This is a genomic window from Micromonospora sp. NPDC000663 (genome assembly GCF_042898105.1).
In the GTDB taxonomy this organism is placed as follows: domain Bacteria; phylum Actinomycetota; class Actinomycetes; order Mycobacteriales; family Micromonosporaceae; genus Micromonospora.
The window spans coordinates 406,553-423,009 of sequence record NZ_JBIAYR010000005.1; the positions used below are offsets into that span (position 1 = coordinate 406,553).

14 protein-coding genes and 1 pseudogene are annotated in these 16,457 nt (G+C 73.5%); 8 read left to right on the forward strand and 7 right to left on the reverse strand.

Annotated elements, in window-relative coordinates; all coding sequences use genetic code 11:
* The first annotated feature begins 23 nt into the window (after nucleotides 1–23).
* Complete coding sequence (locus tag ACFY1S_RS20435) at nucleotides 24–1,481, forward strand: PLP-dependent aminotransferase family protein (RefSeq protein WP_387120179.1); 1,458 nt, start codon at nucleotides 24–26, stop codon at nucleotides 1,479–1,481.
* 233 nt (nucleotides 1,482–1,714) lie between these two features.
* On the opposite strand, the gene ACFY1S_RS20440 is transcribed toward ACFY1S_RS20435, so the two are convergent.
* From ACFY1S_RS20440 to ACFY1S_RS20450, 3 genes are all read right to left on the reverse strand, one after another.
* Complete coding sequence (locus ACFY1S_RS20440) at nucleotides 1,715–3,541, reverse strand: AMP-dependent synthetase/ligase (protein ID WP_387120182.1); 1,827 nt, start codon at nucleotides 3,539–3,541, stop codon at nucleotides 1,715–1,717.
* A gap of 140 nt (nucleotides 3,542–3,681) precedes the next feature.
* Nucleotides 3,682–4,497 carry a terpene synthase gene (locus ACFY1S_RS20445; protein ID WP_387120184.1) on the reverse strand — a complete coding sequence of 272 codons (816 nt, stop codon included), beginning with the start codon at nucleotides 4,495–4,497 and terminating at the stop codon, nucleotides 3,682–3,684.
* A 259-nt stretch (nucleotides 4,498–4,756) separates the two neighbouring features.
* Complete coding sequence (locus tag ACFY1S_RS20450) at nucleotides 4,757–5,386, reverse strand: TIGR03085 family metal-binding protein (RefSeq protein ID WP_387120187.1); 630 nt, start codon at nucleotides 5,384–5,386, stop codon at nucleotides 4,757–4,759.
* Nucleotides 5,387–5,554: 168 nt separating this feature from the next.
* On the opposite strand from ACFY1S_RS20450, the gene ACFY1S_RS20455 reads away from it, so the two are divergent.
* The 3 genes from ACFY1S_RS20455 to ACFY1S_RS20465 all read left to right on the forward strand — a co-directional run bounded on the left by ACFY1S_RS20455 (nucleotide 5,555) and on the right by ACFY1S_RS20465 (nucleotide 10,048).
* Nucleotides 5,555–7,438 carry an ABC transporter ATP-binding protein gene (locus tag ACFY1S_RS20455; protein WP_387120190.1) on the forward strand — a complete coding sequence of 628 codons (1,884 nt, stop codon included), beginning with the start codon at nucleotides 5,555–5,557 and terminating at the stop codon, nucleotides 7,436–7,438.
* Nucleotides 7,435–9,213, forward strand: a complete 1,779-nt coding sequence (locus ACFY1S_RS20460; protein ID WP_387120193.1) for an ABC transporter ATP-binding protein — start codon at nucleotides 7,435–7,437, stop codon at nucleotides 9,211–9,213. The genes ACFY1S_RS20455 and ACFY1S_RS20460 overlap by 4 nt, the downstream gene beginning before the upstream one ends.
* An 85-nt stretch (nucleotides 9,214–9,298) precedes the next feature.
* Nucleotides 9,299–10,048, forward strand: coding sequence for a DUF2470 domain-containing protein (locus tag ACFY1S_RS20465; protein ID WP_387120196.1), 750 nt, complete (start codon nucleotides 9,299–9,301; stop codon nucleotides 10,046–10,048).
* 14 nt (nucleotides 10,049–10,062) lie between these two features.
* Here ACFY1S_RS20465 and ACFY1S_RS20470 read toward each other — a convergent pair whose 3' ends face one another.
* The 3 genes from ACFY1S_RS20470 to ACFY1S_RS20480 are packed head-to-tail and all read right to left on the reverse strand — an operon-like array spanning nucleotide 10,063 to nucleotide 12,168.
* Complete coding sequence (locus tag ACFY1S_RS20470; RefSeq protein WP_364362636.1) at nucleotides 10,063–10,659, reverse strand: TetR family transcriptional regulator; 597 nt, start codon at nucleotides 10,657–10,659, stop codon at nucleotides 10,063–10,065.
* Nucleotides 10,660–10,684: 25 nt separating this feature from the next.
* A complete protein-coding gene (locus tag ACFY1S_RS20475) occupies nucleotides 10,685–11,440 on the reverse strand; it encodes an ABC transporter permease (RefSeq protein ID WP_387120201.1) in 756 nt (251 codons plus the stop codon).
* The gene (locus ACFY1S_RS20480) at nucleotides 11,437–12,168 is read right to left on the reverse strand and encodes an ABC transporter ATP-binding protein (RefSeq protein WP_387120204.1); all 732 of its coding nucleotides are present in this window, start codon (nucleotides 12,166–12,168) and stop codon (nucleotides 11,437–11,439) included. Before ACFY1S_RS20480 ends, ACFY1S_RS20475 begins: the two co-directional genes overlap by 4 nt.
* 597 nt (nucleotides 12,169–12,765) lie before the next feature.
* Between ACFY1S_RS20480 and ACFY1S_RS20485 the strand changes: the two are divergent.
* The 4 genes and pseudogenes from ACFY1S_RS20485 to ACFY1S_RS20500 form a co-directional block, all read left to right on the forward strand.
* A pseudogene (locus ACFY1S_RS20485) lies at nucleotides 12,766–13,050 on the forward strand (phosphoribosyl-AMP cyclohydrolase); the annotation flags it as partial.
* 168 nt (nucleotides 13,051–13,218) lie between these two features.
* Complete coding sequence (hisI, locus tag ACFY1S_RS20490) at nucleotides 13,219–13,653, forward strand: phosphoribosyl-AMP cyclohydrolase (RefSeq protein WP_387120308.1); 435 nt, start codon at nucleotides 13,219–13,221, stop codon at nucleotides 13,651–13,653.
* Nucleotides 13,650–15,203 carry an anthranilate synthase component I gene (locus ACFY1S_RS20495; protein WP_387120207.1) on the forward strand — a complete coding sequence of 518 codons (1,554 nt, stop codon included), beginning with the start codon at nucleotides 13,650–13,652 and terminating at the stop codon, nucleotides 15,201–15,203. The genes hisI and ACFY1S_RS20495 overlap by 4 nt, the downstream gene beginning before the upstream one ends.
* 174 nt (nucleotides 15,204–15,377) lie before the next feature.
* Nucleotides 15,378–15,974, forward strand: a complete 597-nt coding sequence (locus tag ACFY1S_RS20500; protein WP_387120210.1) for a Trp biosynthesis-associated membrane protein — start codon at nucleotides 15,378–15,380, stop codon at nucleotides 15,972–15,974.
* A 19-nt stretch (nucleotides 15,975–15,993) separates the two neighbouring features.
* Here the strand turns inward: ACFY1S_RS20500 and ACFY1S_RS20505 are convergent, their stop codons facing one another.
* Nucleotides 15,994–16,263: a hypothetical protein gene (locus tag ACFY1S_RS20505; protein WP_387120311.1), complete on the reverse strand. Its 270-nt coding sequence runs from the start codon at nucleotides 16,261–16,263 to the stop codon at nucleotides 15,994–15,996.
* Between the last annotated feature and the right edge of the window lie 194 nt (nucleotides 16,264–16,457).

Sequence of the window (16,457 nt, forward strand, 5' to 3'; positions counted from 1 at the left end):
AAGCCAATATCCGAGGAGTGGCCATGACCGGTCAGGTGCGCGGCGTCCAATTGGCCCGTCTGCTCGGCCAGTGGCACGCCCTTCCGGGCCGGCGGCGCAGCCCCGACTACGCCGCCCTCGCCGGCGCCGTGCGGGGCCTGCTCGCCGACGGCCGGTTGCCCCTGGGTGTACGCCTGCCGGCCGAACGCGAGCTGGCCGAGGCGCTGCGGATCAGCCGGACCACTGTCACCGCCGCGTACCGGCAGCTGCGCGAGACAGGGCACCTGGCCAGCCGCCGGGGCGCCGGCAGCTGGACCATGCTGCCCGGCAACCACCGGGTCGCCAGCACCGGCCTGTGGACCCCGCTGGACGACCGGGAGATGATCGACCTCGGCGTCGCCGCGCTGTCCGCGCCGCCGCAGCTGCTCACGGCGGCCCGGGCCGCCGCCGAGGACCTGCCGCGGTACGTGGGCGGCGCCGGTTACCACCCGACCGGCATCATCGAGCTGCGCGAGGCGGTGGCCGACGGGTACACGGCACGGGGGCTGCCGACCTCGGCCGACCAGATCATGGTGACAAGCGGCACCCAGCACGCACTCGACCTCGTGCTGCGCCTCGCCCTCGCGCCCGGCGGCAGCGTGCTTGTCGAGTCACCCACCTACCCCAACGCGCTCGCCGCGCTGGCCGGGCGGCGGGCCCGGATCACCACCCACGGCCTGGCCTCCGACATCTGTGGCTGGGACGCCGACCTGCTGCTGGGCGCTCTCCGGCAGACCCGACCCCGGCTGGCGTACCTCATCCCTGAGTTCCAGAACCCGACCGGACATCTGATGCCGGCCCCCCTGCGCGAGCGGGTGGTGGCCGCCGCCCACGCCGCCGGCACCGACCTCGTCGTCGACGAATCGTTCGTGGACCTGCCGCTGGACGGCACCGAACTGCCGCCGCCGATGGCCACCTTCGACAGGCACTCCCGGGTCGTGAGCATCGGCGGGATGAGCAAGACATACTGGGGTGGCCTGCGGATCGGCTGGGTCCGCGCCTCCGCTCCGCAGGTGCAGCGACTGGCCGCCGTCCGCGTCGGTGTGGACATGGCCAGCCCGGTGCTGGACCAGCTTGTCGCGGTGCGCCTGCTCGCCGACGCGCCGGCCATCGTCGGCGACCGGCGGGTCCAACTCGCCGCGCAGCGCGACGCCCTGCTCGGCGCGCTGGCGCACCGGCTGCCGGACTGGCGCGTCACCGCGCCACGGGGCGGCGTGACGCTCTGGGCCGAGCTGGACGGGCCGGTCTCCAGCGCGCTGGCCCGGGCCGCCGAGGAGGTGGGCGTCCGGCTCGCCCCCGGCCCCCGGTTCGGCCTCGACGGCACCCTGGAACGGTTCCTGCGGCTGCCGTTCACCCTGCCCGCCGCCGACCTGGTGGAGGCGGTCGAGCGGATCGCCGGGGTCCGGTACGACCTGGACCGGACCGGTCGGCAGCGCTGGCGGGAGCCGGCCGTCATCGCCTGAGCCCGGCACGCAAGATGGGCTCCGCAGCCCACCCGTCTGCTCGGAACCCGCCTTGGCCCAGGCCGCGACTGCCACAATCCCCTTCGGTCGTGGACACCCGACGCCGGCGGGGGGTCCGGCAGACCGCGCTGGAGGAGCAGCTCGCCGTGGAGGAGGAACAGACGAGGTGGCGGGGCCACCACCTGTGACGGCCCCGTGCCGGCGGGGGAGCCGGACACGGGACCGTCGGCGGGTCACAGCTCGGCGAGGGTGCCCGAGTACATCTTGTCGATCTCGGCGGCGAAGTTGCTCTCCACCCCGCGGCGCTTGATCTTCAGCGAGGGGGTGATCTCGCCGTGCTCGATGGTCAGGTCGCGCGGCAGGATGGCCACCTTCTTGATCGTCTCCCAGCGGTTGAGCTTGGCGTTGAGCTGGGCGACGTACTCCTCGACCATCGTCTGGGCCTCAGCCGAGGCGACGATCTCGGTGTAGCTGCGCCCTTCGAGAGGGCCGCCGGCGACCCAGCCCCGGATCGCGTCCGGGTCGAGGGTGACCAGCATCGTGCAGAAGTTGCGGGCCTGACCGACGACGACCGCCTGTGAGGTGTACGGACAGATCGCCTTGAACATCCCCTCGATGTGCGACGGCGCGATGTACTTGCCACCCGAGGTCTTGACCAGGTCCTTCTTGCGGTCGGTGATGCGGAGGTAGCCCTGCTCGTCGAGGGTGCCGATGTCACCGGTACGGAAGAAGCCGTCCTCGGTGAACGAGGCGGCGGTCTCCTCCGGCAGGTTGTGGTAGCCGCGCATCACCGGCCGGCCACGGACCAGGATCTCCCCGTCGGTGTCGATCCGGCATTCCAGGTCGCCCATCGCCCGGCCCACGGTGCCGATCCGCAGCCCGGCCGGCGGGTTGACGAAGTTGCCGGCGCTGGTCTCGGTGAGGCCGTAGCCCTCGGAGATCGGCAGGTTGGCGGCGGCGAAGAAGGTGGCGATCTCGGGGCTGAGCGGAGCGGCGCCGGACACCAGCACCCGCATCCGGCCGCCCAGGCGGGCCTGGAGCTTGCTGAACACCAGCTTCTCGGCCAGCCCGTAGCGCAGCTTCAGCCCGGTCGGCACCGGCTTGCCGGCCTGCTCCAGGGTGATTTTCTCCTTGCCGACGCCGACGGCCCAGCCGAAGATCTTCGCCTTCGCGCCGCCGGCGCCCTGCGCGGTGGTCACGGCCTTGTTGTAGACCTTCTCGAACACCCGGGGAGCGCCGCACATCAGCGTCGGACGGATGACCGAGAGGAGCTCGACAAGCTTGTCCACCCGCCCGTCGACGTAGGTGGGCAGCCCGACGTGGATGGCGCCGCAGAGCAGGGTCTTGCCGAACGAGTGGGCCAGCGGCAGCCACAGGTACTGCAGGTCGTCGTCGCGCAGCAGCCCGACCTCCGCCTGCGCCACGGCCTCCCAGCACCAGCCGCCGTGCAGCAGCTCGACGCCCTTGGGTCGGCCGGTGGTGCCGGAGGTGTAGATCAGGGTGGCCAGGTGGTCCGGGCCGATGCCGGCCACGAGCATGTCGATCAGATCCGGCTCGGCGGCCAGCGTCTGGGTGCCCCGCTCCTCCAGCTCGGCGAGCGTCAGTTGCGGAATGGCGGCAGCCGGGTCGACGGCGCCGTCGAGGAGCACCACGTGGGTGAGCGCGGGCAGGGTGGCGCCGGCCATCTTGGCGGCCTGGGCCGGGTTTTCCGCGAACAGCACCTTGGACCCGGAGTCGGCGATGATGAACGTGGCGTCCGCCGGCTCGGTGGTCGGGTAGACGGTGGTGGTCGCCCCACCGGCGCACATGATGCCGAGGTCGGCGATCACCCAGTCGAGCCGGGTGTTGGCGAGGATCGCGACCGGGTCCTCCAAGCCGATCCCCAGGTTGTGCAGGCCGGCGGCGACCGCTTTGGCGCGCTGCCCGACCTGCGCCCAGGTGAGCCAGTCGGGACCGGAGTCGTCGGAGTTCGGGGACGCGAACGCGTGCTGGTCGGGGGTGGCCGCCACGCGCTTGAGGAACATATCCGGGATGGAGCGGTACGGTACATCGAGAGCCATCGCTGTAGCCGCCTTCGGGGGTGGTGGCGTGACGGGGGTCACGTCGTATGTGGTTACCGCAGAGTATTGCCTGTCACCGGGCATCGGCTAGCCCCTGGTGATCGTTCGGGCGTCCCTGGACACCGACCGGTGCCGCCCGATCAGGCGTACCGGGCGGCCGCGACTGACCAGTCGTAGGTGGCGCGGACCCAGTTCCGGCGGGTCGCCACTGCCGGCTGGACGCCGTCGTCACCGCTTGCCAGCAGAGCCTCCTCCGCCGTCAGGTACGCCGCGAGCCCTCGGTTGAACCGGTCCGCCGCCGTCCGCAACGCGTCCGCCTCGTCCGAGCCGCTCCTCTGGGCGATCACCGTCACCAGGTTCTGCGCGTCCGGGTCCGACTGGCTCTCCTTGCCGTACGAGAAGAGGTCGTTGCACCAGCAGACCAGGTCCACTGCCAGCAGGTCCAGGGCGACGAACGCCGGGTCGGCGCGCCGGTCCGACCCGGGCGGCTGCCCCGACGCCAGGTCGGTAAGGGTCAGGCAGGGATGTACGCCGCCGATGTGCCGGCGCAGTTGGACGTACTCCGCCACCTCTGGCACGCGCCGCCGCTCCCGGTTGGTCGCCTCCCAGAGCAGTGCCAGCAGGTACTCCCGGAGCTGGCTGACGAACCGCAGCAGCAGTGCCGGGTGGTCGTGGAGCCGGGTGCGGCGGCACAGGTCGTGCAGCGCGTCACCGAGCGGCCCGACGGTGGGCGGTACGACGTCCGGGTCGCCGAACTGGTCCAGCACGTCGAGCAGGGTGCTGATCGCCGGCCCGAGCCGGGCCGGGTCGCTGCCCAGGCCGTCCTCGTCGCAGGCGTCGTCCATGACGAAGAGCCAGCTGATCAGGTCGGTGAGCAGCCGCAGGCCGTCCGCCGACCCGTCCGGGCAGGCGCGACCGGCCAGCCCCGCGGCGTCGGCCTGTTGCAGCCGGCGCACACGATGGCCGGAATCGACCAATCCGAAGGCGCGCGCCCATTCGGCGCTCTCGCCCGCAACCTGTTCCGTGGCGCCGTGGCGCCCCCTGGCGAACGGGGGCTCCCGCAGCGCCGACATCGCGAAACTCCGCACAGTGCGTCCCCACTTCGTGCCGCCCGGCGCAGAGCGGCGCGATGAAGCGTACGGGAGAAGGCATCAGCGTGCTTCGCTGGGTGTGGGGTATTCCACAGTGGAATTGCGACCGTTTCTGGTCAGAGCGTCACATACCCAGGCCGGCGGTTCGCAGCCGGCCGGCGGCCTCGGGCGGGCCGTCCAGCTGGACCCTCGACACCCGCTGCCGGCCGGAGAGGAACAGGGCCAGTTCGGCCGGCGCCCCCACCAGCCGCAGCCGTTCGCCGCCACGGCCGACGGAGATCTCCCCGTGCCCGGGGGCCTGCACGTACAGGTCCGCCGGGAAGCGGCGCAGCGCGAGCCGCGCCATCGGGGCGGCGCGCTTCCACAGGCTGGCCTGGAGGCCGGGCGCCAGGTCGCGGGGCTGCCAGCCGGGGCTGGCCCGCCGTACGTCCTCGTGGTGGATGAAGAACTCCATGGTGTTGGCCAGCTCGTCGGTCAGCGGGTTGCTGACCGGGCTCCACACCGGTGGTCGGCGCACCCGCGCCACCAGGTCGTCGTACGGCTGGGCGGCGAGGCGGCGGCGCACCCGCTCGGCGTACCCGCGCAGTGGCGGCAGCAGGATCCCACCCGCCGCGTCCGGCCGGCGCTCGCGCAGCACCAGGTGCGCGGCGAGATCACGGGTGGCCCACCCCTCGTTGATCGTCGGCGCGTCGGGCCCGAGGGCCAGGAGGAGATCGGCCAGCGCCTGGCGCTCGGCTCGGGCGTACCGCGACATGGCCCGATCGTAGGCCCGGCCGCCCGCCGCCGCGCGCCGGCGGGCGCGGCCCGCCTCGCCGACCGCGCGCGCCGGCACGTGACTGTCGACATATCCGCTCCGGTCGGCGGTGCTGGCTCGCAGCGGTAAGGATGAGGGAGATAATTGTGGCTTACGGCGGGGGAGAGCGTGGCGAGCAGGACAAGTCGGGACGTGCTGGGTCGAGGGCTGCGGGTCCTCGGGCAGGCGATCCGGGAACAGCCACGGATCTTCGCGGTCGCGGTGGTCGGCAGTGTGCTGTTCGGCGGGATGGTCATCGCCAGCGCGTACGTCGTGGGCGGGGTCGTCGGCGAGGTGGTGGTGCCGTCCATCGCCCGTGGCCAGGTGGGCGTCGGCACCCTGGCGCTGGCCGCGGCCGCGCTGTTCGGGATCAGCGTGCTGCGCGTGGTGGGCATTTTCGGTCGCCGGCTCGGTGCCGGCTACATGCAGTACCGCCTCCAGGCGGCCTACCGCCGCCGGGTCACCCGCCGTTACCTGGACCTGCCGGTGGCCTGGCATCAGCGCAACTCCACGGGCACGCTGCTGTCCAACGCCAACTCCGACGTGGAGGCGGCCTGGTACCCGATCGCGCCGCTGCCGTTCGCCGTCGGCACGCTCGTCATGCTGGTCGGCGCGATCGCCTCGCTGTTCGCCACCGACTGGGCCCTCGCCCTGGTCGGCCTCGCGGTGTTTCCGGCCCTGTTCGCGCTCAACGTGGTCTACTCCCGCCGGATGGCGCCCCGGCAGGCCCGGGCGCAGCGGCTGCGCGCCGAGGTCAGCGGCATCGCCCACGAGAGCTTCGACGGCGCCCTGGTGGTCAAGACGATGGGCCGCGAGGCGCAGGAGACGGCCCGGTTCGCCAGCCGCGCAGGCGAGCTGCGCGACTCGCTGATCGCGGTCGGCCGGCTGCGCGGTGTCTTCGACCCGCTGCTGGAGACGCTGCCCAGCCTCGGCACCCTCGCCGTCCTGGTGGTCGGGGCGTTCCGGCTGCGCCAGGGCGCGATAAGCGTCGCCGAGCTGGTCAGCGTGGCCTTCCTCTTCACCGTGCTGGCCTTCCCGGTGCGGGCCATCGGCTGGGTCCTGGCCGAGCTGCCGCGCAGCGTCGCCGGCTGGGACCGGGTGCGCCGCGTGCTCGACGCCACAGGCGAGATGTCGTACGGGCAGCGGGTGCTCGACCCGGCCACCTCCGGCCCGGCCACCCTCACCTTCACCGGCGTGCACTTCTCGTACCCGCCGGCCGAGGCGCACCTACCCAGCGCGCAGGTGCTCGGCGAGGTCGGCTTCACCGTGCCGGCCGGGCGGACGGTGGCCCTGGTCGGGCCGACAGGTGCCGGCAAGTCCACCATCACCTCGCTGGCGGTACGCCTCGTCGACCCGGACTCCGGCACCGTCGAGCTGGACGGGGTGGACGTGCGGGAGCTGACCGCCGCGTCGCTGACCGGCACGGTGGCCCTGGTCGCGCAGGTGCCGTTCGTCTTCGACGACACGGTCCGCGCCAACATCGCCCTGGACCGGCCCGGCGTCGACGACGAGGACGTCTGGGCGGCGCTGCGGCTGGCCGAGGCGGACGGGTTCGTCGCGGCCCTGCCCGACGGACTGGACACCATGGTCGGCGAGCGGGGCACCTCGCTCTCCGGCGGGCAGCGCCAACGGCTCACCCTGGCCCGCGCGCTGGTCGGCCGACCGCGACTGCTGGTGCTCGACGACGCGACGAGCGCTGTCGACCCCCGGGTGGAGGCGGCCATCCTCGCCGGCCTGCGCTCGTCGGCGGGCCAACCGGGTGTGCCGGCCGCGTCGATCCTGGTCGTCGCGTACCGCCGGGCCACGATCGCGCTCGCCGACGAGGTCATCTACGTCGAGCAGGGGCGGGTGGTGGCCCGGGGGACGCACACCGAGCTGCTGGCCACCGTGCCCGGCTACGCCGACCTGGTCACCGCCTACGAACAGGCGGAGGTCGACCGCGCGCAGGAACGCCCGTACGACGACGAGGTCGCACCGCTCCCGTCGGGCCTGGAGATCGAGGTGGACCGGTGACGACGACGCAGGACGCTGGTGAGCGGACCGAGACGACCTGGCAGACGCTGCGTCGTGGCCTGGCGCTCTCGCCCGAGCTGCGGACCGGGCTGGCCGCCACGCTCGCCCTCGCGCTCGTCTACATGGTCGGCCGGGTGGCCGTACCGGTCGCCGTGCAGCAGGGCATCGACCGGGGCATCGTCGGCGGGCTGAACCTGGACGTGGTGTGGTCGGTGGTGGCGATCACCGCGGCGATCCTCACCGTCACCACGCTCTGCGGGTACCTGATGATGCGCCGGCTGTTCACCGTCAGCGAGACGGCGCTGGCGAACGTACGCACCCGGGCGTTCCGGCACGTGCACGACCTGTCGATGCTGCACCAGCAGTCGGAGCGGCGCGGATCGCTCGTCTCCCGGGTCACCAGCGACGTCGACCAGATCACCCAGTTCCTCCAGTGGGGTGGGGTGATCCTGCTGGTCAATCTCGGTCAGCTGGTCGTCACCACAGCCGTCATGCTGGCGTACTCCTGGCAGTTGACAGTTGTGGTGCTTGCCGCGTTCCTGCCGGCGGTGCTCGTCATCAGGCAGTTGCAACGCCGCCTCGGCGCGGCGTACGCGACTGTGCGTCAGCGCACCGGCACGCTGCTCGGCGCGATCGGCGAGAGCGTCGTCGGGGCTCCGGTCATCAGGGCGTACGGCATCGCGGGACGCACCGCCCGACGGCTGGACGACGCCATCGACGGTCAGCGGCTGGCGCAGCAGCGGGCGATCCGGATCAGCATCGTGGGCAGCTCGGTGGGTGAGCTGGCCGCCGGGTTGGCGCTGGCCGGCGTGGTGGTGCTCGGTGTGACGCTCGGCGTGGACGGCACGCTGTCGATCGGGCAGCTGACCGCGTTCCTGTTCCTTGTCACGCTCTTCATCCAGCCGGTGCAGATCGCCACCGAGGTGCTCAACGAGGCGCAGAACGCGATCGCGGGCTGGCGTCGGGTGCTGGACGTGCTGGACGTCGCCCCGGACGTGGCCGACCCGGGGGAGCAGGGGCGCGACCTGCCGGGCGGGCCGTTGGACATCCGCTTCGCGGGGGTGCGGTTCGCGTACCCGGGTGGGCCACCGGTGCTGCACGACATCGACCTGGAGATCGCGGCGAAGAGCCGGGTGGCGGTGGTCGGGGAGACCGGCAGCGGCAAGACGACATTCGCCAAGCTGCTCACCCGCCTGATGGACCCGTCGGCGGGCGCGGTGCTGCTGTCCGGCGTGCCGCTGTCGGAGGTCCGCTTCGACTCGCTGCGCTCCCGGGTGGTGATGGTGCCGCAGGACGGCTTCCTCTTCGACGCGACGGTGGGGGAGAATGTCCGGTTCGCCCGTCCGGAGCTGACCGACGAGCAGCTCCGCTCCGCCTTCACCGAGTTGGGCCTGTCGGACTGGCTGGACGGTCTGCCGGCGAGGCTGGACACGCCTGTCGGTGAGCGGGGTGAGGCACTCAGCGTCGGGGAACGGCAGCTCGTCGCGTTGGCCCGGGCGTACGTGGCCGACCCGGACCTGCTGGTCCTGGACGAGGCGACAAGCGCGGTGGACCCGGCGACCGAGGTGCGTCTGCAACGCACCCTGGACGCGGTCACCAGGGGCCGCACGACGCTCGCCATCGCGCACCGGCTCTCCACGGCGCAGGCCGCGGACGAGGTGATCGTGGTGGACCGGGGGCGGGTGGTGCAGCGCGGGCCGCACGACGAGCTGGTCCGGGACGCGGACTCGGTCTACGGCCTGCTCTACGCCTCGTGGCTGGAGCAGACGCGGTAACGATGGCATCTGTGTGGTGGACGTCGCTGCACAGGTGCTCTAGGCTCCGGATTAGGTAAGCCTAACCTCAAAAGGAGTCGCGCCCATGCGGCCCAGCCCCGCCGAGATCGTTCGTACCCTCGTCGCCGGCCGCCTGCCCGGTCTCGTCCACCTGGCCCACCGGCCCGGCCCGCACCACGCCCGGCACGTGACCGACCCGGACGGTCGGGTGCTGCTGCTGGTGCCGGTCGCCAGCCACCTGGCCGCCGCGCTGCAGCCGGTGGCCGGCGGCAACGACGTCGCGGTGGTCCTGGACGTGCTCGACCTGCCGCCCGCCGCCGGTGCGCCCGCTCTGGGCCGGGCCTGGGTCTCCGGCTGGGCGGCCGAGCTGCGCGGCGACGAGGCCCGGCACGCGGCCGTCGACTTCGCCGCCGTCGACCCGACCGGTGACCTGCTCGACGTGGGCACCCGCTTCCGGCTGTACCGCTTCGAGGTGGCCGAGGTCCGCTGGGAACGCGCAGGCACCGTGCGGCGGGTCGACCCCGGGGAGTACGCCGAGGCCGAGCCGGACCCGGTGCACCCGGTCGAGGCGCGCCTGCTGGCCGACCTCGCCGAACGCGACGCCCCCGAGATGACCGACTACCTGCGTCGGCAGCTCGGGCTGACCGGGCAGACGCCGGACGGGCCACCCCGTGTGGTGCGCATCGACAGGTACGGGCTGGTGGTGGCCCTCGGCCGCGCCGGCGGCCGGCGTCGGGTCCGGCTCGCCTTCCCGCGCCCGGTGACCGACCCGGACGAGCTGGCCGGCCTGCTGCCACCGCTGCGCCGCCTGGCCGGGGCCCGACCCCGGTCCTGAGCACCGGCCGCTGGCTAGGCCGACAGGGAGCCGGTGAGGTAGCGCTGCACGGTCGGGCCGACGGCCGCGACAAGCGTCTCCGGGTCGGCGGACGCCACCGGCTCCAGCCGCACCACGTGCCGCATCATGGCCAGGCCGATCATCTGGGTGGCCACCAGGGACCCGCGCAGCGGCAGCTGGGCCGGCTCGACGTCCAGCTGTTCGAGCACCCGGCGCAGCACCTGCGTCGTGATGAACTCGCGTAGCAGCCGCGCCGTCCACTCGTTGCTCACCGCCGAGCGCAGCAGCGCCACCCCGGCGCTGCCGGCCGGAGAGTCCCAGACGCCGAGGAAGACGCGCACCATCCGCTCGCCGACGCCGTCCCGGTCACCGGCGAGCACCCTCGGCACCAGCTGACCCGGGTCCGCCGGGAAGTTCATCGCGGCCAGGAAGAGCTGGTCCTTGCTGCCGAAGTAGTGGTGCACAAGCGCCGGGTCGACCCCGGCCGTGCCGGCGATGGCGCGGATCGAGGCCGCGTCGAAGCCCCGTTCGGCGAACGCCGCCCGCGCCGCGTCGAGGATCGACTCCCTGGTGCCCGGGTTGCCGGGTCTCCGGCCCGTACGCCGCGTCATCGCCGCCCTTCGTCCGTCCCGCCGGTCAGCCGCTGCGCCGGCGCAGGGTGGCCGCCGCGAGCACCAGCGCCAGCACCGCCGCGCCGAACACCACTGTCACGTCCCGCCACATCCTGCCGGTCGGCTCGGCGTTCGCGCCGACCTCCTGCAACGCCTCGACGGCGTACGACAGGGGGAGGGCGTCACTGAGCGCCTGGAGCCAGCCGGCCATCTGGTCGCGGGCCACGAACAGCCCGCACAGCAGCAGCTGGGGGATCACCACGACCGGCAGGAACTGTACTGCCTGGAACTCGGTGCGGGCGAAGGCGCTGCAGAACAGCCCGAGGGCGACGCCGAGCACCGCGTCGAGGACCGCGATCCCGATCACCAGCGCGCTGCTGCCGGCGGTCTCCAGGTCGAAGACCCAGTACGCGACGGCGGCGGCGACCGCCGCCTGGACCGCGGCGGCCAACCCGAACGCGATGCCGTAGCCGAACAGCAGGTCCAGCTTGCCCATCGGGGTCGTGAGCAGCCGCTCCAGGGTGCCCGAGGTGCGCTCCCGGAGCATGGCGATGCTCGTCACCAGGAACATGATCACGAAGGGGAAGATGCCGAGCATCACCAGCGCGACCCGGTCGAACGTGGACGGCGCCCCGGGTGGGGTCGGCTGGTCGGCGTACATGAAGTAGACAAGGGTGAGCAGGACGGCCGGCACCGCCACCAGCAGCGCGATGGTGCGCCTGTCGTGCCGGAGCTGGCGCAGGATGCGCCAGGTGGTGGCGGCCAGGATGCGCGCGTTCACGAGGCGCCTCCGGCGGGTGCCGCGCCGGCCCGGATCAGCCGCAGGAACGCCTCGTCGAGGTCGTCCACGCCGGCCGCGGCGCGGATCGCGGCGGGGCTGTCGTCGGCGATCAGCCGCCCCTCGCGGATCAGCAGCAGGCGGTCGCAGCGGGCCGCCTCGTCCATCACGTGGCTGGACACCAGCAGGGTGGTGCCGGCCGCCGCCATGGCGTGGAACCGGGCCCACAGGTCGGCCCGCAGCACCGGGTCCTGGCCGACGGTCGGCTCGTCGAGGATGACCAGCTCCGGGTCGCCGACCAGCGCGCAGGCGAGCGACGCGCGGCTGCGCTGGCCGCCGGAGAGGGTGGCGACCAGTTGGCCGGCCGCCCCGGCCAGCCCCACGTCGCTGACCGCCCGGTCGGCCTCGGCGCGCCCCCGCCCGTGCAGGGCCGCGAAGTAGCGGGCGTTCTCGCGCACGCTCAGGTCGGCGTAGACGCTCGGCGCCTGCGTCAGGTAACCCACCCGGTGCCGCAGCGCGGGGGCGCCGGCCGGCTGACCCAGGACGGTGATCGTTCCGCCGGTGACCACCTGCACCCCGACGACCGCGCGCAGGAAGGTCGTCTTGCCGCTGCCGCTGGGGCCGAGCAGGCCGGTGACGGCGCCCCGGGTGACATCGCAGCTGATGCCGTCCAGCACCCGCCGCCCGCCCCGGTCGACGACCAGGTCACGGACGGCTATCGCATCGTCCATCAGACACCTCCGAAAAACTCATCAACTGATGAACTCAACGCTAGATGAGATTCCGCCGCCGCCGCAACGGCCGAGGGGCCGGCGACCGGGACGGCCCGTGCCGGTGGGCGCTACAACGGGCAGTAGCCTTCGGACCGGACACCAGGTCCGCCATCGGGCATTGCGCGCTGATCGGGCGTACGGCACGATGGCGCGGTGGGTCACGCTCCGTTACCGAACAGCGGTTTCCTCGAAGACTGGGCCGCACGGCTTCGGCAGGCCGCCGAGCGACCTGTCGTCGGCATCCTCCTGCGCGGCAGTCACGCCCGCCGGACGGCCACCGCGCACAGCGACGTCGACCTCGACGTGCTGGTCGGCGGTGCCCCGTACGCGGCCCGACGGGCGTACCTCGCCGAATCCGCAGGCCGGCTGACCCACGTGTCGGTGGCCGCCCGGGACGTCCGCTCCTGGGTGCACCGGCTCGGCGAGCCCGCGGACTGGGCGTTCGGGCTGCCGGTCACCGCCCCGGCCCGGTTGCTCTGGGCCGACCCGCACTGGCGGCCCCGGATCGACCTGCCGGTGCTCTGTCAGCCGGCCGAACCACCCCGGCTCGAGGAGATGATCGCCGCGCTGGGCAAGGCCGCCGCCGCGCGGGTCGCCGACGACCGCCTCGGCGTCCGACTCGCCGTCGCCGACCTGGCCCGGCTCTGCCCGTCGGTGCTGCGCCCGGCCAACCCGTCGGTACGTGTGTTCTCCCGCCGGGCGGCCTTCGCGGCGGCCCTGGAACTGCCCGTCGCACCGCCCAACTACCGGGAGGACATGCTGCTCTGCCTCGGGCTGCGTCCGGGCTCCGTCGGGCAGCTCTGGGCCGCCGCCGTGCGGCTTGTCGCCGGCACGCTGCCGCTGGTCCGCCCGTACGCCGAGGAGATCGCCGAGAGCGCCGGCACCGACCTGGCCGACGCCCTTGTCGACGGGCGGCTGGAGCGCTACGTCGCCCAACTGGCCCGGCCCGCCGGCCCCCGGCGGGAGCGGTCGCCGGTCCCCGCCCCGCGTGCGGGACAATTGGTCACTGTGCCCGTACCTGACCCGCCGGTAACCGGCGTCCCCAGCGATCCGAGCGGCCCGGACGCGTCCCCGCCGGCCCGTCCCTCCCGGCTCGACCCGGCCATCGCGGCCCGGCTGCGTCGCACCGCCGACGGCCTGGTCGCGGCAGTCGTCCGCGCGCACGACTCGGGTGAGGTGCTGATGGTCGCCTGGATGGACGACGAGGCGCTGCACCGCACCCTCACCACCGGCCGGGCCACCTACTGGTCGCGCAGCCGCCGCGAGTACTGGGTAAAGGGCGCCACCTCCGGGCACCACCAGTACGTCCGCTCGGTCGCCCTGGACTGCGACGGCGACGCGCTGCTGGTCAGCGTCGACCAGGTCGGCGCGGCCTGCCACACCGGGCACCGGACGTGCTTCTTCACCGAGCTGCCGGTGACGGGGACGGGGCCCGGCGCATGACCGACGGCACGGTGAGCCCCGACCCGAGCACCTTCGCCGGACTGGCCGCGCGCTGGCGGGTGGTGCCGGTCACCAGGCGGTTGCTGGCCGACGCGGAGACCCCTGTGGGCGTCTACCGCAAGCTGGCCGGCGGGCCCGGCACGTTCCTGCTGGAGTCCGCCGAACAGGGCGTCGGCTCGGCAGGCATGGCCTGGTCGCGGTACTCGTTCATCGGCGTGCGCAGCAGCGCGACCCTCGTGGAGCGGGACGGCGTGGCGGCGTGGCTCGGTGAGCCACCGGCGGGGCTGCCCACCGGAGGCGACCCGGTGCGGGTGCTCCGGGAGACCGTCGCGGCTCTCGCCGGCCCGGTCGCCGACCCTGCCGACGGGCTGCCGCCGCTGACCGGGGGCATGGTCGGCTACCTCGGCTACGACCTGGTCCGTCGCTTCGAGCGGCTGCCCGAGCTGATCGAGGACGACCTGGGTGTGCCCGAGCTGGGCATGATGCTCGCCACCGACCTGGTGGTGCTCGACCACTACGACGGCTCGGCGATCCTGGTCGCCAACGCGCTGCTGCCCCCGCTTGACGCCCCGGACCGCGCCGCGCAGGTAAGCGCCGCGTACCACCACGCCGTGGGCCGGCTGGACGCGATGACCACCGCGCTGTCCCGGCCCATCCCGCCGATGATCTCCACGGTCGAGCGTCCGCCGACCGGCGAGGTCTCCTGCCGTACGCCCGAGGGTGGCTACCCGAAGGCGGTGGAGGCGGCAAAGGAGGCGATCCGGGCCGGCGAGTGCTTCCAGATCGTGCTGTCGCAGCGTTTCGAGCGGTCCACCCACGCCGATCCGCTTGACGTCTACCGGGTGCTGCGCACCAGCAACCCGAGCCCGTACATGTACCTGCTGCGCTTCGACGGCTTCGACATCGTCGGCTCGTCGCCGGAGGCGCACCTGAAGGTCACCGCGGGCACGGACGGCAAGCGCCGGGCCCTGCTGCACCCGATCGCCGGCACCCGGCCACGCGGCGGCACGCCGGCCGACGACGCGACGCTGGCCGCCGAACTGCTCGCCGATCCGAAGGAACGGGCCGAGCACGTGATGCTCGTCGACCTGGGCCGCAACGACCTGGGTCGGGTCTGCCAGCCGGGCAGTGTCGAGGTGCCCGAGTTCGCGACGATCGAGCGGTACAGCCACGTGATGCACATCGTCTCGACGGTGACCGGCACGCTGCGTACGGACCAGAACGCGTTCGACGCGCTCGCCGCCACCTTCCCGGCCGGGACGCTCTCCGGCGCACCGAAGGTGCGGGCCATGGAGATCATCGAGGAGTTGGAGCCGGTGCGCCGCGGCGTGTACGGCGGCACTGTCGGCTACGTCGGCTTCGGTGGCGACCTGGACATGGCGATCGCCATCCGGACCGCGCTGATCCGCGACGGCCGCGCCTACGTGCAGGCCGGCGCGGGTGTGGTCGCCGACTCGGACCCGGCCGCCGAGGACCAGGAGACGCGGAACAAGGCGGCCGCCGTGCTGGCGGCGATCGCGGCGGCCGAGACGTTGCGGCCGGCCCGGTGAGCGCGAGGAGTGCAGCGCAGCGGAGCCCCGCAGTCGCGAACGAAAGGCCGGCCCGGTGAGCGCGAGGAGTGCAGCGCAGCGGAGCCCCGCAAATCGCGAACGAAAGGCCGGCCCGGTGAGCGCGAGGAGTGCAGCGCAGCGGAGCCCCGCAGTCGCGAACGAAAGGTTGGCCCGGTGAGCGCCGACGGGGGCGGGCGGTCCGGGGTGGGTCGGCGCGAGCTGACGTACGCCGTGCTGCTCTGTGTGGCGGGTGCGGGCCTGGCGCTGTGGGCGGCGACCCGGAGCTGGTCGCTGGAGCTGACCGTGCGCCCGGCACCGCTGCCGCCGATGCGGGATACCCGCAGTGGCGCCGCGCTGCTGCCGTGGCTTCCGGCGTTGGCTCTGGTCACGCTTGCCGGCGGTGGCGCGCTGTTGGCGACCCGGGGCCGGGTGCGGCGGCTGCTCGGCGGGCTGCTCAGTGTGCTCGGCCTGGCCGTGGCGGCCGGCGGTGGGTACGGCCTGGTCGCTGACCTGGACGGCGCAGTGAGCCGGCAGTGGCCCGCCCTCTGCCTGCTCGGCGGCCTGCTCGCCGCCGTGGGCGGGGGGTGGACGGCGCTGCGTGGCGGTGGTTGGCCGGCGATGGGCGCGCGGTACGAGCGGCCGTCACGGACCGTCGCGGACAGCGCGCCGGCGGTGCCCGGTCCGGGGGGTTCGTCCGCGCCGATGGCTGGTCGCCGGACCACCGAGGCCTGGGACGCGCTGGACCGGGGCGAAGATCCGACGGCCGGTTGAGGCCGGCCGTCGGCCGCTGTCAGCCGACCGGCTGACGGTCCCGCTGTGTCCGGCGGGCGGCGGTTCGCGCGGCGGTCAGCTCGGCCACCAGGCGGTCCAGTTCGGCACGCTTGTCGGCGCGGGCCCGGTCGGCGCAGACCGCTTCCCAGGCGTTGCCGCGCGCGGTGCGCACCCGGCCCTCACCGACCACTGCCCGTTCCAGGGTGTGCACGACACCGACGGCGAGCGACGCCACGGTCCGCGAGATGGTGGTCAGCCCGATGCTGGGGGTCGGCTCGGCAATGTTCATGGTCACCTCGCACGAGGAGTTGACGGCGGTCGGGGCAGGCGCGCCATCGAGTCTGCCCGAGGACGATGCTGACCGGCTGACGTTTCGCAGTGGTGACCGCCCGGTCAACTGTCCCGTCCCGGCCCCGACCAGGGATCGGCCGTCAGGCCTTGAGCTTGCTCACAGCATCGACAGGCGTAACTGCCGTTGAGCGC